Source organism: uncultured Hymenobacter sp. (genome assembly GCF_964242765.1).
Taxonomy (GTDB): Bacteria; Bacteroidota; Bacteroidia; order Cytophagales; family Hymenobacteraceae; genus Hymenobacter.
Map to the genome: position 1 here is coordinate 128471 of NZ_CAXTBM010000004.1, position 19310 is coordinate 147780.

Annotated in this window: 16 protein-coding genes and 1 pseudogene; 7 read left to right on the forward strand and 10 right to left on the reverse strand. The window is 55.9% G+C overall.

Going from position 1 to position 19310, the window contains the following annotated elements; genetic code table 11:
* Nucleotides 1-45 precede the first annotated feature (45 nt).
* The 4 genes from ACFE7X_RS02995 (at nucleotide 46) to trpS (ending at nucleotide 3382) form a co-directional block, all read left to right on the forward strand.
* Entirely contained in the window at nucleotides 46-420 is a 375-nt protein-coding gene (locus ACFE7X_RS02995; RefSeq protein WP_022825949.1) for an STAS domain-containing protein, read from the forward strand.
* 175 nt (nucleotides 421-595) lie between these two features.
* Nucleotides 596-1507 (forward strand): ribonuclease Z, encoded by a 912-nt coding sequence (locus tag ACFE7X_RS03000; RefSeq protein WP_375434177.1) that lies wholly within the window; start codon nucleotides 596-598, stop codon nucleotides 1505-1507.
* Nucleotides 1508-1569: 62 nt separating this feature from the next.
* On the forward strand, nucleotides 1570-2307 hold the full coding sequence (locus tag ACFE7X_RS03005; protein WP_375434178.1) for a queuosine precursor transporter: 738 nt from the start codon (nucleotides 1570-1572) through the stop codon (nucleotides 2305-2307).
* Between the two features lie 97 nt (nucleotides 2308-2404).
* Complete coding sequence (trpS, locus tag ACFE7X_RS03010; protein ID WP_375434179.1) at nucleotides 2405-3382, forward strand: tryptophan--tRNA ligase; 978 nt, start codon at nucleotides 2405-2407, stop codon at nucleotides 3380-3382.
* A gap of 164 nt (nucleotides 3383-3546) precedes the next feature.
* On the opposite strand, the gene ACFE7X_RS03015 is transcribed toward trpS, so the two are convergent.
* The 3 genes and pseudogenes from ACFE7X_RS03015 to ACFE7X_RS03025 all read right to left on the reverse strand — a co-directional run bounded on the left by ACFE7X_RS03015 (nucleotide 3547) and on the right by ACFE7X_RS03025 (nucleotide 6539).
* The gene (locus ACFE7X_RS03015) at nucleotides 3547-4374 is read right to left on the reverse strand and encodes a hypothetical protein (RefSeq protein WP_375434180.1); all 828 of its coding nucleotides are present in this window, start codon (nucleotides 4372-4374) and stop codon (nucleotides 3547-3549) included.
* Nucleotides 4375-4505: 131 nt separating this feature from the next.
* A pseudogene (locus ACFE7X_RS03020) lies at nucleotides 4506-5623 on the reverse strand (CaiB/BaiF CoA transferase family protein).
* Nucleotides 5624-5672: 49 nt separating this feature from the next.
* Nucleotides 5673-6539, reverse strand: a complete 867-nt coding sequence (locus ACFE7X_RS03025; protein WP_375434181.1) for a class I SAM-dependent methyltransferase — start codon at nucleotides 6537-6539, stop codon at nucleotides 5673-5675.
* Nucleotides 6540-6569: 30 nt separating this feature from the next.
* Between ACFE7X_RS03025 and ACFE7X_RS03030 the strand changes: the two genes are divergently transcribed.
* Both ACFE7X_RS03030 and ACFE7X_RS03035 read left to right on the forward strand, forming a co-directional pair.
* A complete protein-coding gene (locus tag ACFE7X_RS03030; RefSeq protein WP_375434182.1) occupies nucleotides 6570-7586 on the forward strand; it encodes a Gfo/Idh/MocA family oxidoreductase in 1017 nt (338 codons plus the stop codon).
* Between the two features lie 162 nt (nucleotides 7587-7748).
* The gene (locus ACFE7X_RS03035; RefSeq protein WP_375434191.1) at nucleotides 7749-9359 is read left to right on the forward strand and encodes a DEAD/DEAH box helicase; all 1611 of its coding nucleotides are present in this window, start codon (nucleotides 7749-7751) and stop codon (nucleotides 9357-9359) included.
* Nucleotides 9360-9415: 56 nt separating this feature from the next.
* Here the strand turns inward: ACFE7X_RS03035 and ACFE7X_RS03040 are convergent, their stop codons facing one another.
* The 7 genes from ACFE7X_RS03040 to ACFE7X_RS03070 form a co-directional block, all read right to left on the reverse strand.
* Nucleotides 9416-10006 carry a YdeI family protein gene (locus ACFE7X_RS03040; RefSeq protein ID WP_375434183.1) on the reverse strand — a complete coding sequence of 197 codons (591 nt, stop codon included), beginning with the start codon at nucleotides 10004-10006 and terminating at the stop codon, nucleotides 9416-9418.
* Nucleotides 10007-10126: 120 nt separating this feature from the next.
* Nucleotides 10127-11059 (reverse strand): NAD(P)/FAD-dependent oxidoreductase, encoded by a 933-nt coding sequence (locus tag ACFE7X_RS03045; RefSeq protein ID WP_375434184.1) that lies wholly within the window; start codon nucleotides 11057-11059, stop codon nucleotides 10127-10129.
* Nucleotides 11060-11167: 108 nt separating this feature from the next.
* Nucleotides 11168-12106, reverse strand: coding sequence for a 1,4-dihydroxy-2-naphthoate polyprenyltransferase (locus tag ACFE7X_RS03050; protein ID WP_375434185.1), 939 nt, complete (start codon nucleotides 12104-12106; stop codon nucleotides 11168-11170).
* A gap of 103 nt (nucleotides 12107-12209) precedes the next feature.
* Entirely contained in the window at nucleotides 12210-12788 is a 579-nt protein-coding gene (locus ACFE7X_RS03055) for a glutathione peroxidase (protein ID WP_375434186.1), read from the reverse strand.
* Between the two features lie 181 nt (nucleotides 12789-12969).
* Nucleotides 12970-13551: a TIGR00730 family Rossman fold protein gene (locus ACFE7X_RS03060; protein WP_375434187.1), complete on the reverse strand. Its 582-nt coding sequence runs from the start codon at nucleotides 13549-13551 to the stop codon at nucleotides 12970-12972.
* Between the two features lie 177 nt (nucleotides 13552-13728).
* Nucleotides 13729-15522, reverse strand: coding sequence for an arginine--tRNA ligase (gene argS, locus ACFE7X_RS03065; RefSeq protein ID WP_375434188.1), 1794 nt, complete (start codon nucleotides 15520-15522; stop codon nucleotides 13729-13731).
* Between the two features lie 410 nt (nucleotides 15523-15932).
* The gene (locus ACFE7X_RS03070; protein WP_375434189.1) at nucleotides 15933-16907 is read right to left on the reverse strand and encodes an arginase; all 975 of its coding nucleotides are present in this window, start codon (nucleotides 16905-16907) and stop codon (nucleotides 15933-15935) included.
* Nucleotides 16908-17262: 355 nt separating this feature from the next.
* Here ACFE7X_RS03070 and ACFE7X_RS03075 point away from each other — a divergent pair, with 355 nt between their 5' ends.
* Nucleotides 17263-18660 carry an arginine decarboxylase gene (locus tag ACFE7X_RS03075; protein ID WP_375434190.1) on the forward strand — a complete coding sequence of 466 codons (1398 nt, stop codon included), beginning with the start codon at nucleotides 17263-17265 and terminating at the stop codon, nucleotides 18658-18660.
* Nucleotides 18661-19310 lie beyond the last annotated feature (650 nt).

Sequence of the window (19310 nt, forward strand, 5' to 3'; positions counted from 1 at the left end):
TTTGTTACCTTCGCAACTCCCTAAAAACCCCGAACCACCGACGGTATGAAGTACTCGATTGATAAAAAGGAAACGTACACGATAATTACGATTGACGAGAAGAAGCTAGACACAACGGTAGCTCCAGATCTGAAGTCGGAATTTGTGAAGCTCAACGCTGAAGGCATCAACAACCTGATTCTGGACCTCACCAACGTGAAGTACACCGATTCTTCAGGGCTCAGCTCCATTCTGATTGCCAATCGGTTGTGCAATTCTACGGGTGGTTTGTTGGTGCTCACGGGCCTGCAAGACCACGTAATGAAGCTCATCACCATCAGCAAGCTCGAATCGGTACTGCATATCCTGCCCACCGTGGAAGAAGGCATTGACCGGATTTTCCTGCACGCCATCGAGCGTGACCTGACCAGCAAGGAATAAGGTTTCGAGGTGTCAGTTGTTGGTTGTCAGTTGTCAGGTTCCCGTAACTGACAACAGGCAACCAATTTGCTTTTTATGATTGAATGGCTGCGTGGCTGAATTGTTAAATGGCTGACCGTTCAAACGGCTCGTTGAACAGTCAGCCATTTAACAATTCAATCATTCATCAATTTACATGGAGTTTGAGCTGAAAATTTTGGGTAGCGCGTCGGCGACGCCTTTTCTCGACCGGCACCAAACGGCGCAGGTTCTGACCGTGGGCAACGCGCAGTACCTGATCGACTGCGGAGAAGGCACCCAAAGCCGCCTGATGGAACACAAGTTGCGCCATCAGCGCATCCAAACCATTTTCATCTCCCACCTGCACGGCGACCATTATTTCGGGTTGTTTGGCTTGCTCGGCACCATGCACCTCAACGGCCGCACCGAGCCACTGCAACTCTTCGGCCCGAGTGGCCTCGATGAAGTCTTGACCATGCAATTTCGGCACTCGTTCACGCAACTCAGTTTCGAGCTGAACTTCACGGTTGTCGATACCACGCAGTACGCCTTGATTTACGAAGACAAACACGTGACGGTGCACACACTGCCCATGCGGCACCGGATTCCGTGCTGTGGCTACCTGTTCCGGGAGTTGCCCAAGCGTCGGCCATTAGTAAAGGAAAAGTTACCCGCTGGCCTCACCCCCACTCAGCTCACGGGCCTTACGCTCGGCGAAGACGTGCTCGATGAAGCCGGCAACGTGCTTGTCGCCAACTTCGATGTCACCACCGAACCCAAGCCGCCCCGTAGCTACGCTTTCTGCTCCGACACGCTCTACACAGAAAGCCTGGCCGACCTCGTGCACGGCGTCGATTTGCTTTACCACGAGGCCACCTTCTTGGATGAAATGCGCGACCGGGCGCTTACCACCCATCATTCTACCGCTCGCCAAGCCGGCCTACTAGCTCGCCGAGCGCAAGTGCAGCGGCTGCTCATCGGCCATTTCTCTAGCCGTTACCGCGACCTGACGCCCCTATTAGCCGAGGCCCAAACCATGTTTGAGTGGACCGAGTTAGCTACCGAAGGCCTAACGGTGACAGTGTAATCAGGCGACAACTGCGCGGCCAAGCCTGTCTGCCAGGTGTCCTTACTTCAGACTTTTAAACGATGTCTCATAAGAAGCAGCAGCTTTACCTTGTGCTCAGTGGCATTTTCATAGTGAATGCGCTGCTGGCAGAAATTATTGGAGTGAAGATTTTTTCGGTAGAAGCTCTGATGGGACTGCCCGGCAACCTCACGGCTGGCGTACTCATTTGGCCCGTAGTGTTTGTCACCACTGATATTATCAACGAGTACTTTGGCCGGGCCGGCGTGTTGCGCGTGAGTTACCTGACGGTGGCCCTGATTCTGTTCGCCTTTGTAGTGATTTATGCTACCACCAAGTTGCCGCCGGCCGCATTCTGGCTGGACGTAAACAAGACCGATGCGCAAGGTCGGCCTTTCAATATCGACTTTGCTTATCAGAGCATTTTTCGGCAAGGCTTGGGCATCATCACCGGTTCCATCACGGCGTTTGGCATTGGGCAGGTGCTGGATGCGACGGTGTTTCAGGCGTTGCGGCGCGCTACCAAAGGCCGCTACGTGTGGCTGCGTGCCACGGGCTCTACGCTTGTCTCGCAGCTCGTCGATTCGTTTGTGGTGCTTTACGTGGCCTTCTACTTGTTCGGCAACTGGACCCTAGATCAGGTGCTGAGCGTGGCCAACACGAATTACTGGTATAAATTCGCCGCTGCTATTCTGCTAACGCCCGTGCTTTACCTAGCCCACTTCCTGATTGATCGGTATTTGGGTGAAGAAGCAACCGCCGAGCTACAGCAAGAAGCGGCAGCTAATGTGAGCGTCTAAATTCTTGGGTTGCCGGTTGCGTAAGTAGCAGTTTCCAGTTGTTGGGCAGCTGAAATTCGTCTCGTCAATTGGCAATTACCACCTAACAACTCTTTTCATGTCCCGCATCCTTACCGGTATTCAAAGCACGGGCCGCCCACACTTGGGCAACCTGCTCGGCGCCATTCTTCCGGCCATTGAGCTGTCGAAAAACGCAGCCAACGAGTCGTTGTACTTCATTGCCGATATGCACTCGCTAACCACCGTGCGCGACGCGGAGCTACTGCGCCAAAACACCTATGCGGTGGCAGCCTCGTGGCTGGCGTGCGGATTCGATACGGACAAGAACTTGTTCTACCGGCAATCGGATGTGCCGCAGGTGACGGAGTTGACGTGGTATCTGTCGTGCTTTGCGCCGTATCCGATGCTGGCTAATGCGCACTCTTTCAAGGACAAGTCGGACAGGCTCTCGGATGTAAATGCGGGCGTGTTCACATATCCGGTGCTGATGGCGGCCGATATTTTGCTCTACGACGCCGACGTGGTGCCCGTGGGCAAAGACCAGATTCAGCACCTGGAAATTACTCGCGACATTGCCTCCGCCTTCAACAACCGCTACGGCGAAACCTTTGTGTTGCCCAAGGCGCGGGTAGATGAGCAGCTAATGACCGTTCCTGGCATCGACGGCCTGAAAATGAGCAAGAGCTACGGCAACATCATCGACATTTTCGTTGACGACAAATCCTTGCTTAAGAGCATCAAAAGCATCGTATCGGACAGCACCCCGCTTGAAGCGCCCAAGAACCCGGACACCGACATCACCTTCAAGCTTTTCTCGCTACTTGCTACCGCCGAGGAAACCGCCGACATGCGCGCCCGCTACCTGGCGGGCGGCTACGGCTATGGTCACGCCAAACAGGCACTCTACGAGGTGATCCTGCGCCGTTTTGTCACCGAACGGGAGCAGTTCAACTTCTACATGAACAACCTACCCGAAGTAGATGCCCGCCTCGCCGAAGGCGCCCGCAAAGCGCAGGCCTACGGCTCGGAAGTACTTAATAAAGTGCGGGAGAAAGTTGGGTATTTGAAAAGGTAATCCTTGCTGTCCTTGCGAGGCACGAAGCAATCTTTCCTTTTCAAGATTTACTTTTCCTACCCAGACAAGCCCTTGACGCTCGTGCATACGGCAAGGGCTTGTCGCGTTTCCAGGCTTTGCGCAGGGCCAGGAAGGATTACTTCGTGCCTCGCAAGGACAGTTCACTAAATAATGTGGTGCAACTGCTGCTCGTGGGAGAAGCTGAAGCCGACTTTGCTTGGGCGGCTGACTTGCTGGTTTTCCAGCTTTTGCTTCACCGATATTTTCTGAATATCGTCGAGCGGCGGGGCAATAAGGTCGTTGTTGACGGCGGCAATCATGGCGCTTTCCACAAACAGCTTCATCCCGTCGGCCGTTACCCTATTATCCGACATGTCGTTGTCGGGTAACTCTAGTTGCTGCACACCTTCCAGGAAGTAGTGGTTATCGATGTTGATGAGCAAGCGGCCGACCAGGTAGCCCGGGTCGTTGAGGCGCTGGTACTTGATGCTGTCGGCCATGAAGTTGTAGGCCATGATATGCCCGAAGAACCGGCGGCGGAAATCAGCCTCCACGTATTTGGTGGGCATAGGACCATACTCGTCGGGAAAAGTGACGATGTTGGAGTGCATAACGAACACCAGCAAGTCGCCGGAGAACCGGATATGGAACTCCATGTCGTTGATGGGACGGTACTCGATAACAACTGTGGAATCGACGGGCGTAATTTTGCGGCTCAGCTCCACGACCAATTCCTGCGTCACCTTGCGCAGCAGGTCGAACGTGGACATGGTGTTGCGGTAGATAGACTGCTTGGCCGAGGATTTCTGTTTGAGGCCGTCGAAAATCTGGTCGAGGCGGTCGGCGGGAGCCTCAGCGGGCTCACCGGCCGCGTTAGGGGCCGCGTTATCCGTGTTGGTCGAGCCAGTGGTAGCGGGTAATTGTGGCGCTTCCGGCGTACCGTCGTCGGTTTGGGTGTCGATGAGAGCGGGCACTTTCTTTTTCTTAGCCATCCAGTAGGAGAATAACGCACCACATAAAGCTGCGGCACGATAAGTTGAATCAGGAAATTAACTTAGGCAAGTGCTATTACCTACGCAAAGTAGCAAACCACTAGTTTCAGTTGCTTGGTATCTTCTACGCGCTAGGGCAGCGCAGGAGGTGCAGACAACCGCTCAGCTACCGGCCAACTGGTGCTTCGAAAAGCCACTGTGCGCAAGCCAGGGTACGGAAACTCACTTGTCGGGGGCAGCAGCATCTCCCGCGCCGACTCGTGGCTTAGGGCCTCCCCCACCGTCCGCACGGCGCCGGCGGGTACCGTCCGCTGTTCTAGCGCCTGTAGTAAAGCGGCGCCATTCACGGCGGCTATTCGTTCGCGCACTAGCTGCTCTAGCTCCGTACGGTGAGTTACGCGGGCGAGGTTGGTGGCAAAGCGTACATCAGTGGCCCATTCTGGCCGGGCCAGCACGCCGCACAACTGTTGAAACTGCCGGTCTGCTCCTATGGCCAATAACAGCCGCATGCCATCAGCCGCTTCGTACACGGTGCCGTAAGGAACGATGCTTGGGTGGCCCGAGCCAACGGCTGCGGGTCGTTGCCCGTCACGAGGTACGTGGCGGCTTGATTAGCCAGCGAAGCCAAGGCACTGTTCAGCAACGATACGTGCACCAACGCTCCACACCCCGTTTTCTCGCGCTGATAAAGCGCAGCCAGCAAGCCTTCTTTGAGTTGATGCGCCGCCAGCAGGTCTATTAAAGCAACGGGCATTTTGAGCGGCTCTTGCCCCGGTAAGCTATTCAAGTGCATGAAGCCGGTTTCGGCTTGCAGCACGGCATCATAACCAGCGCGAAACGAAGCAGGGCCATAGCCGGTGATATGGCCATAAACCAGTCGGGGATTGAGCGCCGCCAGCGTGGCGTAGTCTACAGCGAGTTTTTCGGCGTCGCCGGGCTTGTAGCTAACCAGCACGATGTCGGCGTGGGTGGCGAGGCGGTGCACTTCGGCAAGGCTTTCGGCGGTAGTCAAATCCAACACGACGGACTGCTTGCCCCAATTAGCACAACTGAAATAGGCGGAAACCGTGGTGTCTTGGGTTTCAGTGGGGGTGCGCCAAGCGCGGGTTACGTCGCCAGCGGGCGGTTCCACTTTCAGCACCTGAGCGCCTAGTTCGGCGAAGAACTGTCCTACTTGGGGCCCCGCCAGCACCGAAGCAAGTTCAAGAACGAAGAGGCCCTGAAAAGGCAGCATAGAATGGTCAGGCATACGCAAAGATGCAGCATGGCATTGGTATCAGCGGCGGGTGGCATTCGCCCTATCCTACCCTGCCCAAACGCAGAAACACCGGAAATTGTACCTCTTGCTCCTGCGGGCCCCACAGCTGCGTCAGTTGCTTTGCAAGCAGCAGTACCGGGTCCTGGCCGTGCTGCTTTTCATATTTCACTACGCTCGACCAAGTGCGCAGGTAGTTCAGCAACCACTCCGCCGACCACTGCCGCCGCACCACAAACTGCGCGTGCTGCACCGCCTCGAAAGGGAACGGAATGCGCACGTATTCGTCGTCGATATGCCAGCGGTTTTCGTCCCAATAAGGTTGCATAGTTCCTGAATAGAACTGCCGGATAAGTGGATCCAGGGATTCGTGCACCTGCACCAAGCCGTAGCCCCATTCCACCACCGTAGCACCCGGACGGGCCACGCGGCGAACTTCCTGGTTGAAAGCATTGGCCTCAAACCAATGCACAGCCTGCCCTACGGTTATCAAATCCACTGAAGCGTCTGCTAGAGGCGTGTGCTCGGCGGGAGACACTTGGTAGGTGATGTTGGGGCGAATGGGTGCCTGGGCTAGTTGCGCCGAACTGATGTCGGTGGCGTGTACGTGCTGGAAATGCTCGGCCAGCACCACGGCCACTTGCCCGTTGCCGGTGGCACAGTCCCACGCCTGCTGGCGGTGCGTCGTGTGGGCCAGTAGAAACTCGTACAGCTCCGGCGGGTAATCGATGCGGTAACGGGCGTAGAGTTCGGCTTGCGCCGAGAAACGGTCGAGCATAGTTTCGTTGTTCGTTTCTTGTTGTTCGGAAAGCACTTTGTGGGCTAACGCTTCTTCACTGACGGCGTAAGGTGCATAATTCTGCGCCGATGCAATACCTTCCCTGCCATAGGCTTTGCGTACGCTTGCCAAGAACAACAAGAATCAACAACCAACTACGAAATGACTGCACCTATCCAAACTGGTTTGCTCGCCTACGGTATGTCGGGGCGGATATTTCACGCGCCTTTTCTGGCCGCGCATCCTGGCTTCGCGCTGCGGGCCGTGGTGGAGCGCAGCCGCAAGCAAATGCAAGCCACGTATCCGGGCGTTATCAGCTACGACAGCGTACCGGATCTGCTCCACGACCCGGCCATTGAGCTGGTTGTGGTTAATACGCCCAATAATTCGCACGTTAGTTTGGCTATGGACGCCTTGCGCGCCGGCAAGCACGTGCTTATCGAGAAGCCCGTGGGCACTTCTACCGCTGATATCGACGCCCTGTATGCGCTAGCTCGCGAAATGAACCGCCACGTATTTGGCTACCAGAACCGGCGCTGGGACAGTGACTTTATGGCCGTGCGGCAAGTGGTAGAAAGCGGCCAGCTGGGCCAGCTTATCGAGGCGCATTTTCGCTATGATCGGTACAAGGAAGCCATCCACACCAAAGTCTTCAAAGAAGAGCCTACTACGCCGGGCGCCGGCCTGCACTACGACTTGGGCCCGCATATCCTCGACCAAGCCCTTAGCCTGTTCGGGCGCCCCTCGGAGTTTCGCAGAACGTTTGGCAGCTTCCGCCCTAATTCCCGCGTCACCGACTACTTTCAGCTGCACCTGCTCTACCCCACTGGGCTGAACGTGTATCTGACCACCAGCCTGCTGGTAGCCGACCCCGGCCCGGCCTACGTGCTGCACGGCACCCGCGGCAGTTTGCGCAAAGGCCGCACCGACGTGCAGGAAAGCCAGCTCGACGGCGGCCTTTCACCGCTCGATGACACGTACGGCATAGAACCTGCCGAGGCAACCGGCACGCTCACGCTGATGAGCGAAGGCGGCGAAAAACTTGCAACAAACTTGGAGCCCTTGCGCGGCAACTACATGGGCTTGTTTGAAGCTATGTACCAGACGATACGCGCGGGCCAATCCTATCCTATCCGGGAAGAAGACCTACGGGCGCAACTGGAAATTCTGGAATCGTAAGCTGAGCGCTGCCGCCGCCGATTCTCGTATCTTTGTTACAGGAAGACAAGCGGTTCAGCTGACCGGGAAAGCAAGGTCAGCCATTTATTCATCTTAATTCGCTACACCTTGACGTTTCACGAGTTCAACCTCCACGACGACCTTCTAGCCGGCGTGGACGCCATGAATTACCAGAATGCTACCCCTATTCAGGAGCAAGCCATTCCCAAAATTATCGAAGGCAAAGACCTGATTGCCTGCGCCCAAACCGGCACCGGCAAAACGGCCGCGTACCTGCTGCCGCTGCTCGACAAGATTTCGCACGCCAAGCACGGTACCACTTCCACGCTCATTCTGGTGCCCACGCGCGAGCTAGCTACTCAGATTGATGAGCAAGTAACCGGCTTCGGCTACTTTGTAGAAGCCAGCAGCATTGCCATTTATGGCGGCGGCAAAAGCGAGAACTGGGAGCAGCAGAAGCGCGCCCTCACCAGCGGCGCCGACATTATTATTGCCACCCCCGGCCGCCTGATTGCGCACCTGCAAATGGGCTACGTGAAGTTCGATGAAATCAAGTATTTGGTGCTCGACGAGGCCGACAAAATGATGGACATGGGCTTCTCCGACGATATCCTGAACATCGTGCGGCAGTTGCCCAAAAAGCGGCAGACACTGCTGTTCTCGGCCACCATGCCCAACAAAATCCGGGACTTCTCGCGCCAGATTCTTCAAGACCCCGAGGAAATCCGGCTGGCCGTATCCAAGCCCGCGGCCGGCATCGACCAGCAGTTTTACATGGCCTTCGACCGCCAGAAAATCTACCTCCTCGAACATCTTCTCAAAACGCAGGAGGTGCAAAGCATGGTGCTGTTTACCAGCCAGAAAGCGGCCGTAGCCGGTATCGTACGGGCCATCAACAAGCTCGGCTACGAGGCCCAAGGTATTTCCTCGGACCGCACGCAGGAGGAGCGCGAGCAAATCATGCGCGAATTCAAAAACAAGAAGTTCCCCATCCTGGTCGCCACCGATGTACTAAGCCGCGGCATTGATATCGACTCGCTGAGCCACGTGGTGAACTACGACATTCCCCGCGCCGCCGAGGATTATGTGCACCGCATCGGCCGCACGGCCCGCGCTGCCACCAAAGGCACGGCCATCACCTTCATTGCCGACCAAGACCAGGACCGGGTAGTGAAGATCGAGAAGCTCATCGAGCGCGAAGTGGAAAAGCAGAGCATCACCGAAGAGCTAGGCCTCGGCCCGGCCCCGGAGTTCGACCCGAAACGCTTCGCGGGGCTGCACGGCAAAGTTGGGGGCCGACCCGAACGCGGTGGCCGCTCCGGTGGTGGCAGCCGCGACCGGGGCCCTCGGCCGGAAGGTGACCGGAGCCCACGCAGTGGTGGCGGTGGCCGCGATAGCAACCGCCCCGCCCGCGCCGGTGCCCCCGACCCGAAAGACCCGAAGCATCAGGAACGCATAGCAAAAGCGCAAGCCGCACTAGCTGCCCTCGATGCGGGCCAGGCGCCAGCCGTTCCGTACGAGCGCCCACCCCGCGCGCCGCGGCCAGAAGGAGAAACCAGAGAAGCTCGTCCGCCACGGGAGCCACGGGCACCCCGCCCAGAAGGCGAATCGAAGGACGGCGTAAGTGAAGCCCGAGAGCCCCGCGCCGAAGATTCGGAGGGTCAGCGCCGCCGCAAGCGGGGCGGCCGCAACCGCGGAGGCCGCGGCCCGCGCCCGGAAGGCGGACCAGCTGGCACTTCAGCCGAAGCTCCCGTGGCCCCAACCACAGAATAGCCTAAAAGAAAAAGCGCCCGATTCATCGGGCGCTTTTTCTTTTAGGCGCGATAAGCTCAATTGTTAAAAGGCCCGGCTTTTTTGTTTTGAGCGGCAAAGGCTACCGTTTCCTGAACCCGGCGGGCCCGCGTTTCGGGGCGTTTGGCGTTGGCAATCCATGCTAGAATATTTTTCTGTACGGAGGGACTGCAAGCAGTGAAATAGTGCTGAGCGATTGGGGTTGCTTGCAGGGCTTCGGCTAGGTCAGTCGGAATCAGCAGGGCGTCGCTATCGGTTAAGGCGTCCCAGGAGCCGTCTAGTTTAGCGGCATTTATTTTCAACAAGCCGGCTTCCAGCATGCGGCCCGCTGCTAGCAGCTTCACTACTCGTTCCTTGTTCAGCTTCGACCACACGCTGCGTGGCTTGCGCGGCGTGAAGAGCAGCATGGCCCGCTCATCGTCGAGGCGGCGCGCTAGGCCATCAATCCAACCGAAGCACAGGGCTTCTTCCACGGCTTCATCATAACTGACCCGGGGTTTGCCGCTTGCTTTTTTGTAATACACTAGCCAAATGCCAGGCGCGCTACTATAGTGCTCGGTCAGCCACTGCCGCCATTCCGAGTTAGTGAGCGGATGAAAAGTCGGTAGTTGGTCGAGGACGTTGGGCATGGTGAGGGCTGTAGGAGCTGTATCGAAGCAAACATAAATAGCTTGCAATTAAAGTCTTGCACTTTCGCACCGGTAGGTAGCAAGCAAGTATTATCTATCTATAAAACCTGATACCAGTTTCTAGCTGCTGTATACTCCTTCCTGCATCAACTCCTTGTTCAGCCAAACGCCCGCTTTACTTCCGTTGGCCACGGCAACCGCTACTTGCCGCATCAGCGTCGTGTTGTCGCCGGCCGCGAATACACCGGGCACAGTGGTTTCGCCAAACTCGGTGGCTTGAATAAGGCCATTTTCAGTGTGAACACAGCCTAGTTGCATGGCCAGATCAGAGTGCTGGCGGAACGGGACGCGGGCAAAGACGGCAGCAAGAGGATACGCTGAACCGTCGGTGGTATGCACAGCACGGAGGTAACCGCTGGTGTGCTCTATTTCAGCTATCGGCGTTTCTACTATCTGAATGTTGCGAGCTTGAATACTGTCGGCTTGCTCGGTGGTAAGGTCGGCAGGGCCATTGGTAAACAGCACCAAATCTTGGCTCCAATGATGGATCAGGCCACTTAGTTCCGCCGCCATATTTCCGTTGGCAAGAAGGCCTAATTTTTGGCCGTGCACCTCGTAGCCGTGGCAGTATGGGCAGTGTAGCACCGAAATTCCCCAACAATCGGCAACGCCTGAAATAGGTGGCATCTCATCTTTCAGACCGGTAGCAAGCAGCAGCTTACGGGCATGAAGCACCTTGCCATACGCCGTTTCCACCCTGAAACCGCTGTCCTCTGCACTTGCTGCCATGGCGGTGTCGGTTTGCAGGGTTACCGTTGGGTAGCAGAGCACCTGCTCACGGGCAATAGTCGCAATGGCCGCAGGCGTTTCGCCGTCGCGGGTCAGAAAGTTGTGCGAATAAGGGGTTTGACGGTTGCAGGGCTGGTTGTTATCGAGGACAAGCACATGGCGCAACGAGCGGCCTAATACCATAGCAGCGCTTAATCCGGCATTGCTCCCTCCTATTATAAGAGCGTCGTACAAGTCCATCAGGCTTTTGTATATATGCAACAATGTTGCAAATTTAGCAGATAAAACATTACATGCAATAGTGTTGCATGTATTAGTTACTACTCAAAAAAGCCCAGCTCAGAACTGGGCTTCTGCTTTTCTAATTCTGCTCTATATCACCTGCCCTATTCCGAACAGCATCGTGAACACCAGCGTGGTTAATGCCATTTGCTTGAGCAGCGGGTCGAGTTGCATGGAATCTTGGCGCTGCCACACGGCGCGGGCATTGAAGAGCAGCAGCGGAGCCGCCAGCACAAACAGCCATTGCCACACTGAATGATACGAAAGCGCCACATACACCACCGCGCAACCGAAGCCGAGCAGCAACAGCAGCCAGTGGTAGCGGCGGGCATGCGCCGGGCCTAGCCGCACCGGAATCGTGATTTTGCCAGCCAGTTCGTCGGAGCGAATGTCGCGGATGTTGTTGACGTTGAGCACGGCGGTGGCGAAGCAGCCTAGGGCAGCCGCCGGCAAGAGCACGCTCAACGGCAAGGTGCGGGTTTGCAGGAAATACGTGCCGCACACCCCCACAATGCCAAAAAACAGAAATACCGATAAGTCGCCCAGGCCCGCATAGCCGTACGGCTTAGAGCCAGCCGTATAGTTGACGGCCGCCCAGATAGCCGTTAAGCCCAGCACGAAGAAAGTAACGAAAATCCAGGCGCCCGCCGTGCCCAGCGCCACCCACAGCAGCGCCAAACCGCTCAGCAACGAAAGCAGACTGAAGAGTTTCATTCCGCGCTTCATTTGCTCGGGTGTGATGACTCCGCTCTGCACTGCCCGTTGCGGCCCCTCGCGGTGCATGCTGTCGGCGCCGTTTTGCGAGTCGCCGTAGTCGTTGGCGAGGTTGCTTAGGATCTGAAGCAGGATGGTGGTGAGGGCCGCCAAGCCTACTACTTCGCCCCGAAAGTGGCCGTGGGAAGCCGCCAGGAACCCACCCGTGAGAATGCTGGCCAATGCCAAAGGCAAGGTACGCGGCCGAAAAGCTGAAACCCAGGCCTTAGTGGGGCTATTAGGTGCGACGGGAGAAGTAGGGTTAGAGGCAGTCATAACAAGATAGAAAAGCGTTGTCCTCGGCTGTTGTCCTCGACGCAGCAAACGCCAGATCAAGGACACCAACCGAGGACGCAAAGGTACTGCGGAACGCAACTGCTTACTTCAGAATAGCAGCTACCAATTCTTCGCTCATTGGCTTCACCTTCGATGGATAAAAGCCTACAACGTGGCCCTGCTCATCAACGAGGTATTTGCAGAAATTCCAGCTTGGCGCGTCGCTCACGGTGCCGTTCTTAGCCTTATCAGACAGGAACTTGTAGAGGGGAGCCGTGTCGTCGCCTTTCACGGATACTTTCGAGAAGAGCGGGAACGTGACGCCGTAGTTTTTCTCGCAGAAGCTGGAAATCTGCTCGTTGGTGCCGGGTTCCTGCCCACCGAAGTTGTTGGCCGGAAAGCCGAGTACGGTCACTTTGTCGCCGTGCTTTTTGTAGAGTTCCTCTAGCTCTTTGTACTGGGGCGTGTAGCCACATTCCGAAGCTGTGTTCACGATGAGCAGCTTCTTGCCTTTGTACTGGCTTAGCTTCACGTCTTTGCCATCAATGGACGTAACGGTGAAATCGTACACGGTAGCCGGAGCAGTGGTTTCGGTCATGGCAGGGATGCTAGCAGAGGGGTTGGAGACAGTAAAAGAGAGGCCACAAGCGGCCAATACACCAAGTAGTAGTAAACTTTTCATATCACAGAAGTGGCAGGTTATTAATTAGTGATGTTGGCTGTACCTCGGACCCAAGCCTCAGCAGCTTAACAAAGAAACCTTGATTTCAGCACTAAACTATTTAGTGGCTCCCAAGTTTGTTTGCCGCTTGCCGCGCTGTTCCAACTTAGCGTTTTCTCTAGATGCTTGTGCAACACCACGGTCAGGTCGTACTTGGGCTCAACCACTTGGGCACTTCCACGGGTACGTAAGCCAGCAGTTGGTCGATGATGCCGTTGGGAGTAGGGTTACTGAGCAGTTGCTGGCGGTTTTCGCCGCGGAGCAAACCTTCCTGCACCATGTGGTCGAGGGCGCGGAGCAGGTGGTCGTAGTAGCCTTCTACGTTCAGCAACCCGACGGCCTTGCGGTGCAAGCCTAGCTGGCCCCAAGTCAAGACCTCGAACAGTTCCTCGAGCGTGCCGTAGCCACCGGGCATGGCCACAAACCCTTCGGCTAAGTCGGCCATCAGTAGTTTGCGCTCGTGCATGGTCTTCACGATGTGCAGTTCGGTGAGGCCTTTGTGGGCTAGTTCCTTGTTGGCCAGAAAATCGGGGATGACGCCAACGGCCTTGCCACCGTGCTGCATCACGCTGTCGGCGATTGTACCCATCAAACCCACACGGCCCCCGCCGTACACCAGCGTCATATCCCGCTCGGCCAGTACGCGGCCCATTTCATGGGCTTGCTGCGTGTAGATTTCGTTGGTTCCGGCACTTGAACCGCAATAGACAGCTACGCTTTTCATAGGAGATTATCTCTTTAATCAGGACGCAGGACAAGGCCATCGTCTTCGTATTCGGAACTTCAATCAAGCAATAAGCCCTCGCTGTTTGTTTAAGCAGCAAGGGCTTATCTGTTCAGGAAACCTTCAGCAAGAAAGAATGGTGTTGGCGTATTCCCTCGCAGCAAGAAGCGAATAACATTACATCCGCTCGGGAACTTCAATACCCAGCAAACCCATGCTGCTCTTGATGGCGCGGGCCGTTTGGGCAGAAAGCGCAACGCGGAAGGCTTTCTTCGCCGCGTCAGGCTCAATGAAAATTGGCACTTCCGTATAGAAGCGGTTGTAGGCTTTGGCCACATCATACGCATACTGCGCCACCAAAGCCGGCGACTGGGCGCGGGCAGCCTCCGCCACCACGGCAGCGTAGCGACCTAGCTCCTGAATCATTTCCCGCTCGGTGTCGTGTATTTCCGTGAGATTGGTTAGCGAGGCATCCACCCTTACGCCTTGCTCGGAGGCTTTGCGCAGGATGCTGGAAATTCGGGCGTGGCTGTATTGGATGAAGGGGCCGGTGTGACCTTCCAAGCTCACTGACTCCTCGGGGTTGAAGAGCATCCGCTTCTTGGGGTCCACTTTCAGCAGGTAGTACTTGAGCGCGCCTAAGCCTAGCATGTGGAACAGCTGCGCGGCATCCTGTTCCGAGAGGCCTTCAATCTTACCCTTTTCCAGCGTGGCTTGCTTGGCGGCTTCCACCACCTCGCGCACCAGCTCGTCGGCGTCTACTACGGTACCTTCCCGACTCTTCATCTTGCCCGAAGGCAAATCCACCATGCCGTAGCTGAGGTGGTAGATGGCGTCGGCGTAGGGTTTGCCGAGCTTGGCCAACACCGCCTTCAGCACCTGCATGTGGTAGTTCTGCTCGTCGGCAATGACGTAGACGGACAGGTCGTAGTGGAAATCCTGGTACTTCAGCTCGGCCGTGCCTAGGTCTTGCGTGATGTAGACGGAAGTACCGTCGGCGCGCAGCAGCAGCTTCTCGTCGAGGCCTTCGGCTTGCACGTCCACCCACACCGAACCGTCTTCTTTCTTGAAGAACACGCCTTTCTGCAAGCCTTCTTCCACCCGCTCCTTGCCCAGCAAGTACGTTTCCGACTCGTAGTAGAACTTGTCGAAATCGACGCCGATGGTCTGGTAGGTTTCGTCGAAGCCTTCGTACACCCAGCCGTTCATTTGCTTCCACAGGCCTACCACGTCTTCGTCGTTGGCTTCCCACTTGAGCAGCATGTCTTGCGCCTCCAGCATCAGCGGAGCTTTGCGCTTGGCTATGTCGGTGGCTACGCCTTCCGCTTCCAGCTGCTTTATCTGCTCCCGGTAGTGTTTCTCGAACAGCACGTAGTACTTGCCGATGAGATGGTCGCCCTTGATACCGGCTTCCGCGGGCGTTTCGCCGTGGCCGTATTGCTGGTACGCCAGCATCGACTTGCAAATATGAATACCCCGGTCGTTGACCAGATTAGCTTTGGTGACCGTGGCGCCGGTAGCTTTGAATATCTCGGCCACGGAGTAGCCGAGGAAATTATTGCGCAAGTGGCCCAGGTGCAAGGGCTTGTTGGTGTTGGGCGAAGAGTACTCCACCACCACGTTTTGCGGGCCGCCTGTGGCTACAGGAGCGCCAGCGGGCAACTGCCGCAGTTGCTCGAACACAGCTAGCCACTGCGCATCAGCAATTTCCAGGTTCAGGAAGCCTTTCACCACGTTGAAGCCCTTCACCGCTGGCTCGTTGGCTACCAGCCACTCCCCTACCGCCTGCCCAATTTGCTCGGGGCCTTTGCCTAGGGTTTTGGTGAACGGGAATGTGACGAGCGTGAACGAGCCCGCAAAGTCTTTGCGCGTCGGCTGCAATACCAGTTGGGCGGTAGGCACGTCAGTGCCAAATACGTTTTGAAAAGCCGCGCCCAGCGCGGTTTTGAGGTTCTGTTCGAGTTGTTGCACGGAAAAGCGGAACGCTTAAATGAAGCTAAAACAGCTTCGGGAAGATAATTTTCAGGAGACGAAAATGCGGATGATGCGTAAGCTGCATCTTGCGCTGTAGCATCTAAAGCCATGTGAAGCTCCGCTGCCAGTCGGCGTAAGTAGGGGCTTACGCTACAGTCGTCGTTGATTTCGGACCCAAAAAATCTGCTTCATAAGGAATGAATGGGCAGCCACGCCGGGCTTCCACTGCCGCAAAGGTAAAAACCCCGGCCAGATAGCATCGGAAAAAGATAGCACAGACGTGTACAAGCACGGTAGCACAATAATCGGTTTCGCTACGATCCCGAGCTACACTCCTACCCGAAGCTATACCAAAGCAATACCGGTTACTCGCTTTGCTCGCTGCAAAACCGATTCTCGCGCGGCACTTACCTACTCACCACCTCATCCATACGTAGGCGGCGCTCAATGGCTTCGGTGGCTTTTTCCAAGATGTTGAAAGCGTTGTTGGCCATGGTGTTTTCGTTGTCGAGCGTCGGGTTGATTTCGCCCATCTCGAAGCACACCACCCGCTCGTTTTCCAGCAGGTCCTGGCACAGGTTTTCGCCTTCCGACAAGTACAAGCCGTCGGCGACGGGCGTACCGGTGCCCCGGCTGAAACTCGCGTCGAGGCTATCGACATCGAAGGAAATGTACACCATGTCGCAGAAGCGCAGGTGCTCATAGATTTCGCGGGAGAGTTGGCGGGAGCCTTTCTGCTGGATTTCAGGCAAACGAATCCAGCGGATACCTAGGCGCTCAATCAGCGCTTCTTCCTCGGGCTCGGTGTCGCGGACGGCCACATACACCAGGTGTTCGGGGCGAAGGCGCGGACCGGGCACACTCAGGTTTTTGAGGCGTTGCCAGAAAAATTCGGTTTCCTCGTCGGGTTGCTGGCGCTGGCACTCGCGGTTGTCTTCGCCAAGAGCGGCAGCCAGTGGCATGCCATGCACATTGCCCGAAGGCGTGGTGTAGGGCGAATGGATGTCGGCGTGGGCATCAATCCAGATAACGCCGAGCGTTTTGTGCGGGTACGCTGCCTTGATGCCGGCAATGGTGGCGTTGGCGCTGCTATGGTCGGCGGACAGCACCAGGGGAAACTCTCCGAAGCGTAGCGTCTGCTCGACGGCGCTGGCTACGGCCCGCTGCACGGTGTAAATCGAGTCGATGTGGCGGGCGTACGGGAAGTGGTTGGGCTCGAAGAGCACATGGTTTAGGTCGGGTACGACAACCGAATTAAACCGGCGGAAGTAGTCGCACCCTTTGTTGAGGCAAGCCACCTTCAGGGCATCAACGCCCATACTGGCGCCTCGGGTACCGGCTCCGAGTTCGGACCGTACTTCCAAAAGCTTGATGCGTCGCATATTACATAGCAGACTAAAAGTTAGAGTGGTTTACATGCTGGCCGATTGACAGCGGGACACGGCCCGGTCAGGCTTGGCGCCGACGGACCTTCCGCCGGGACCAACGAACATAGCACAACCAAAACCCCACGGGTGGGGTATCTTTGCGGGTCGCAAGTTCGACAAAAGCCGTCGAGTTTAGAAATTCTAGCTCAGCGGCAGCTTCCCCACTTACTCATCGGTCAACCTGCGCTTGCGAATGATCTTATAGCCGCAGAACAAGTCCTGGCAACGACGTGTTCAGGCGAGAGAAAATCATTCGTCAACTGCTCATAATAACAGTTGCCCATATAAAAGCCTCCCCTAAAACCCTTCAATGGATACCTATCACGACCTGATTTCCCAAACTTTCGACTTCCCGAGCCAGGAGTTTAGCGTAGAGCAGAACGAGCTACGCTTCCACGACATCGATCTGATGGCTCTCGTAGAAAAGCACGGTACGCCGCTGCGTATTGCTTATCTACCCCGCATAAGCACCCAAATTCAGCGCGCCAAGCAGTGGTTTAAAGAAGGAATCGAGCAAACTGGCTACCAGGGCCGCTACTCTTACGCGTATTGCACTAAGGCGTCGCACTTCTCTTTTGTGGTAGAAGAAGCACTAAAAAACGACGTGCACATCGAAACTTCGTCGTGGTTTGATATCAGCATCATTCGGGCCATGCACGCCAAAGGCAAGGTCTCCAAGGATACGTTCATCATCTGCAACGGCTTTAAGCCCGAGGAATACAAGCGCGACATCACCGACCTCATCAACGACGGGTTTGTGAACTGCATGCCCATTCTGGACTCGCCGAACGAGGTGCAGTATTACCACGACCATGTGCGGGAAAAGTGCAACCTAGGCATGCGCCTAGCTTCCGACGAGGAGCCCCGCTTTCAGTTCTATACCTCGCGCCTTGGTATCCGCTACGCCGATGCCATTCCGCTGTACCAGCAGCGCATTAAGGGTGATCCGCGCTTCGAGCTGAAGATGCTGCACTACTTCATCAACACGGGCATCAAGGACACGTCGTACTACTGGTCGGAGCTGAGCCGCTTTGTGCACAAGTACTGCGAGCTACGCAAGGTTTGCGACACGCTAACCACCATTGACATCGGCGGTGGCCTGCCCATCCAGACTTCGATTCAGCCCGAATACGACTACCCGTATATGATTTCCGAGGTGCTGCGCACCATTAAGCGCATTTGCGGGGAAGAGGGCGTGCCAGAGCCGGACGTTTTCACGGAGTTCGGCATTTTCACGGTGGGCGAATCGGGTGCTACCATCTACTCTATCCTGGACGAGAAGCTTCAGAACGACAAAGAGTTGTGGTACATGATTGACGGCTCGTTCATCACCAACCTTCCCGATACGTGGGCCCTCAACCAGCGCTTTATTATGCTGGCTCTCAACGGCTGGAACAAGCAGTACAAAAGATGCCAGCTCGGCGGTCTTACCTGCGATTCGCAGGATTATTATAATGCCGAGAAGCACATATATCAAGTTTTTTTACCCGAGCGTAAGCCAGCCGACGAGCAGCCGCTGTACGTAGGCTTCTTCCACACGGGTGCTTATCAAGAAAGCTTGAGCGGCTACGGTGGCATCAAGCACTGTCTGATTCCGGCTCCTAAGCTAGTAATCCTCGACCGGGACGAAGAAGGCAACCTAACCGACCGCGTGTTTGCGGAAAAACAGGACAGCGCTTCGATGATGCGCATCTTAGGTTATCAATAAATAAATATAGTTGACTTTCCAGTGAGCCGGCTTGGCTGGCCCGCTGGAAAGTCCTATTTTTGAGCTTGATTCCTCTTTATATAAATTCTGTTCAACTACTTGATGATGAAAAAGCTACTCCTTTTGGCTTCCGTAGCCGTTTTGGGTTTGAGTGCGTGCAACAAAACGCAATGTCCGGCTTACTCTAGCACAAAAGCCGCCAACCGCGTCTCTACCCCTATTACGGCCTCCACGGCTACTACTCCAGCAGCCCGTCAGTAAGCCAGAGTGGAAAATACTGTTCCGGGTTTCGGAACCTAAAAAGGTCAGCTTCTGCTTTATGCGGAAGGTGACCTTTTTCTTTGGGACATTTGCTTGATGCTACTAAAGGTCAGAACAATTTTAAGGCTTTTTGTACGTTATTATTCGGAAAGTCTTAATTTCAAGTACTTTGACTTCGCCTACACGTTTACTTAGTTGCACTTATATATGAAAACAGCTCTGCTTTTTGTTGCTTTAGGTCTTGCAGGCCTTAGCTCTTGCAGCACCAAGTGCCCGGCTTACAGCAGCACTAAACCCGCTACGCAAGTAGCTTCGCCGGTTACGGCCAGCGTGCCTCAACCCTTTGTTGAGCGGCGGTGGCATACAGGTGGTTAAACAAGAGGAAAGCC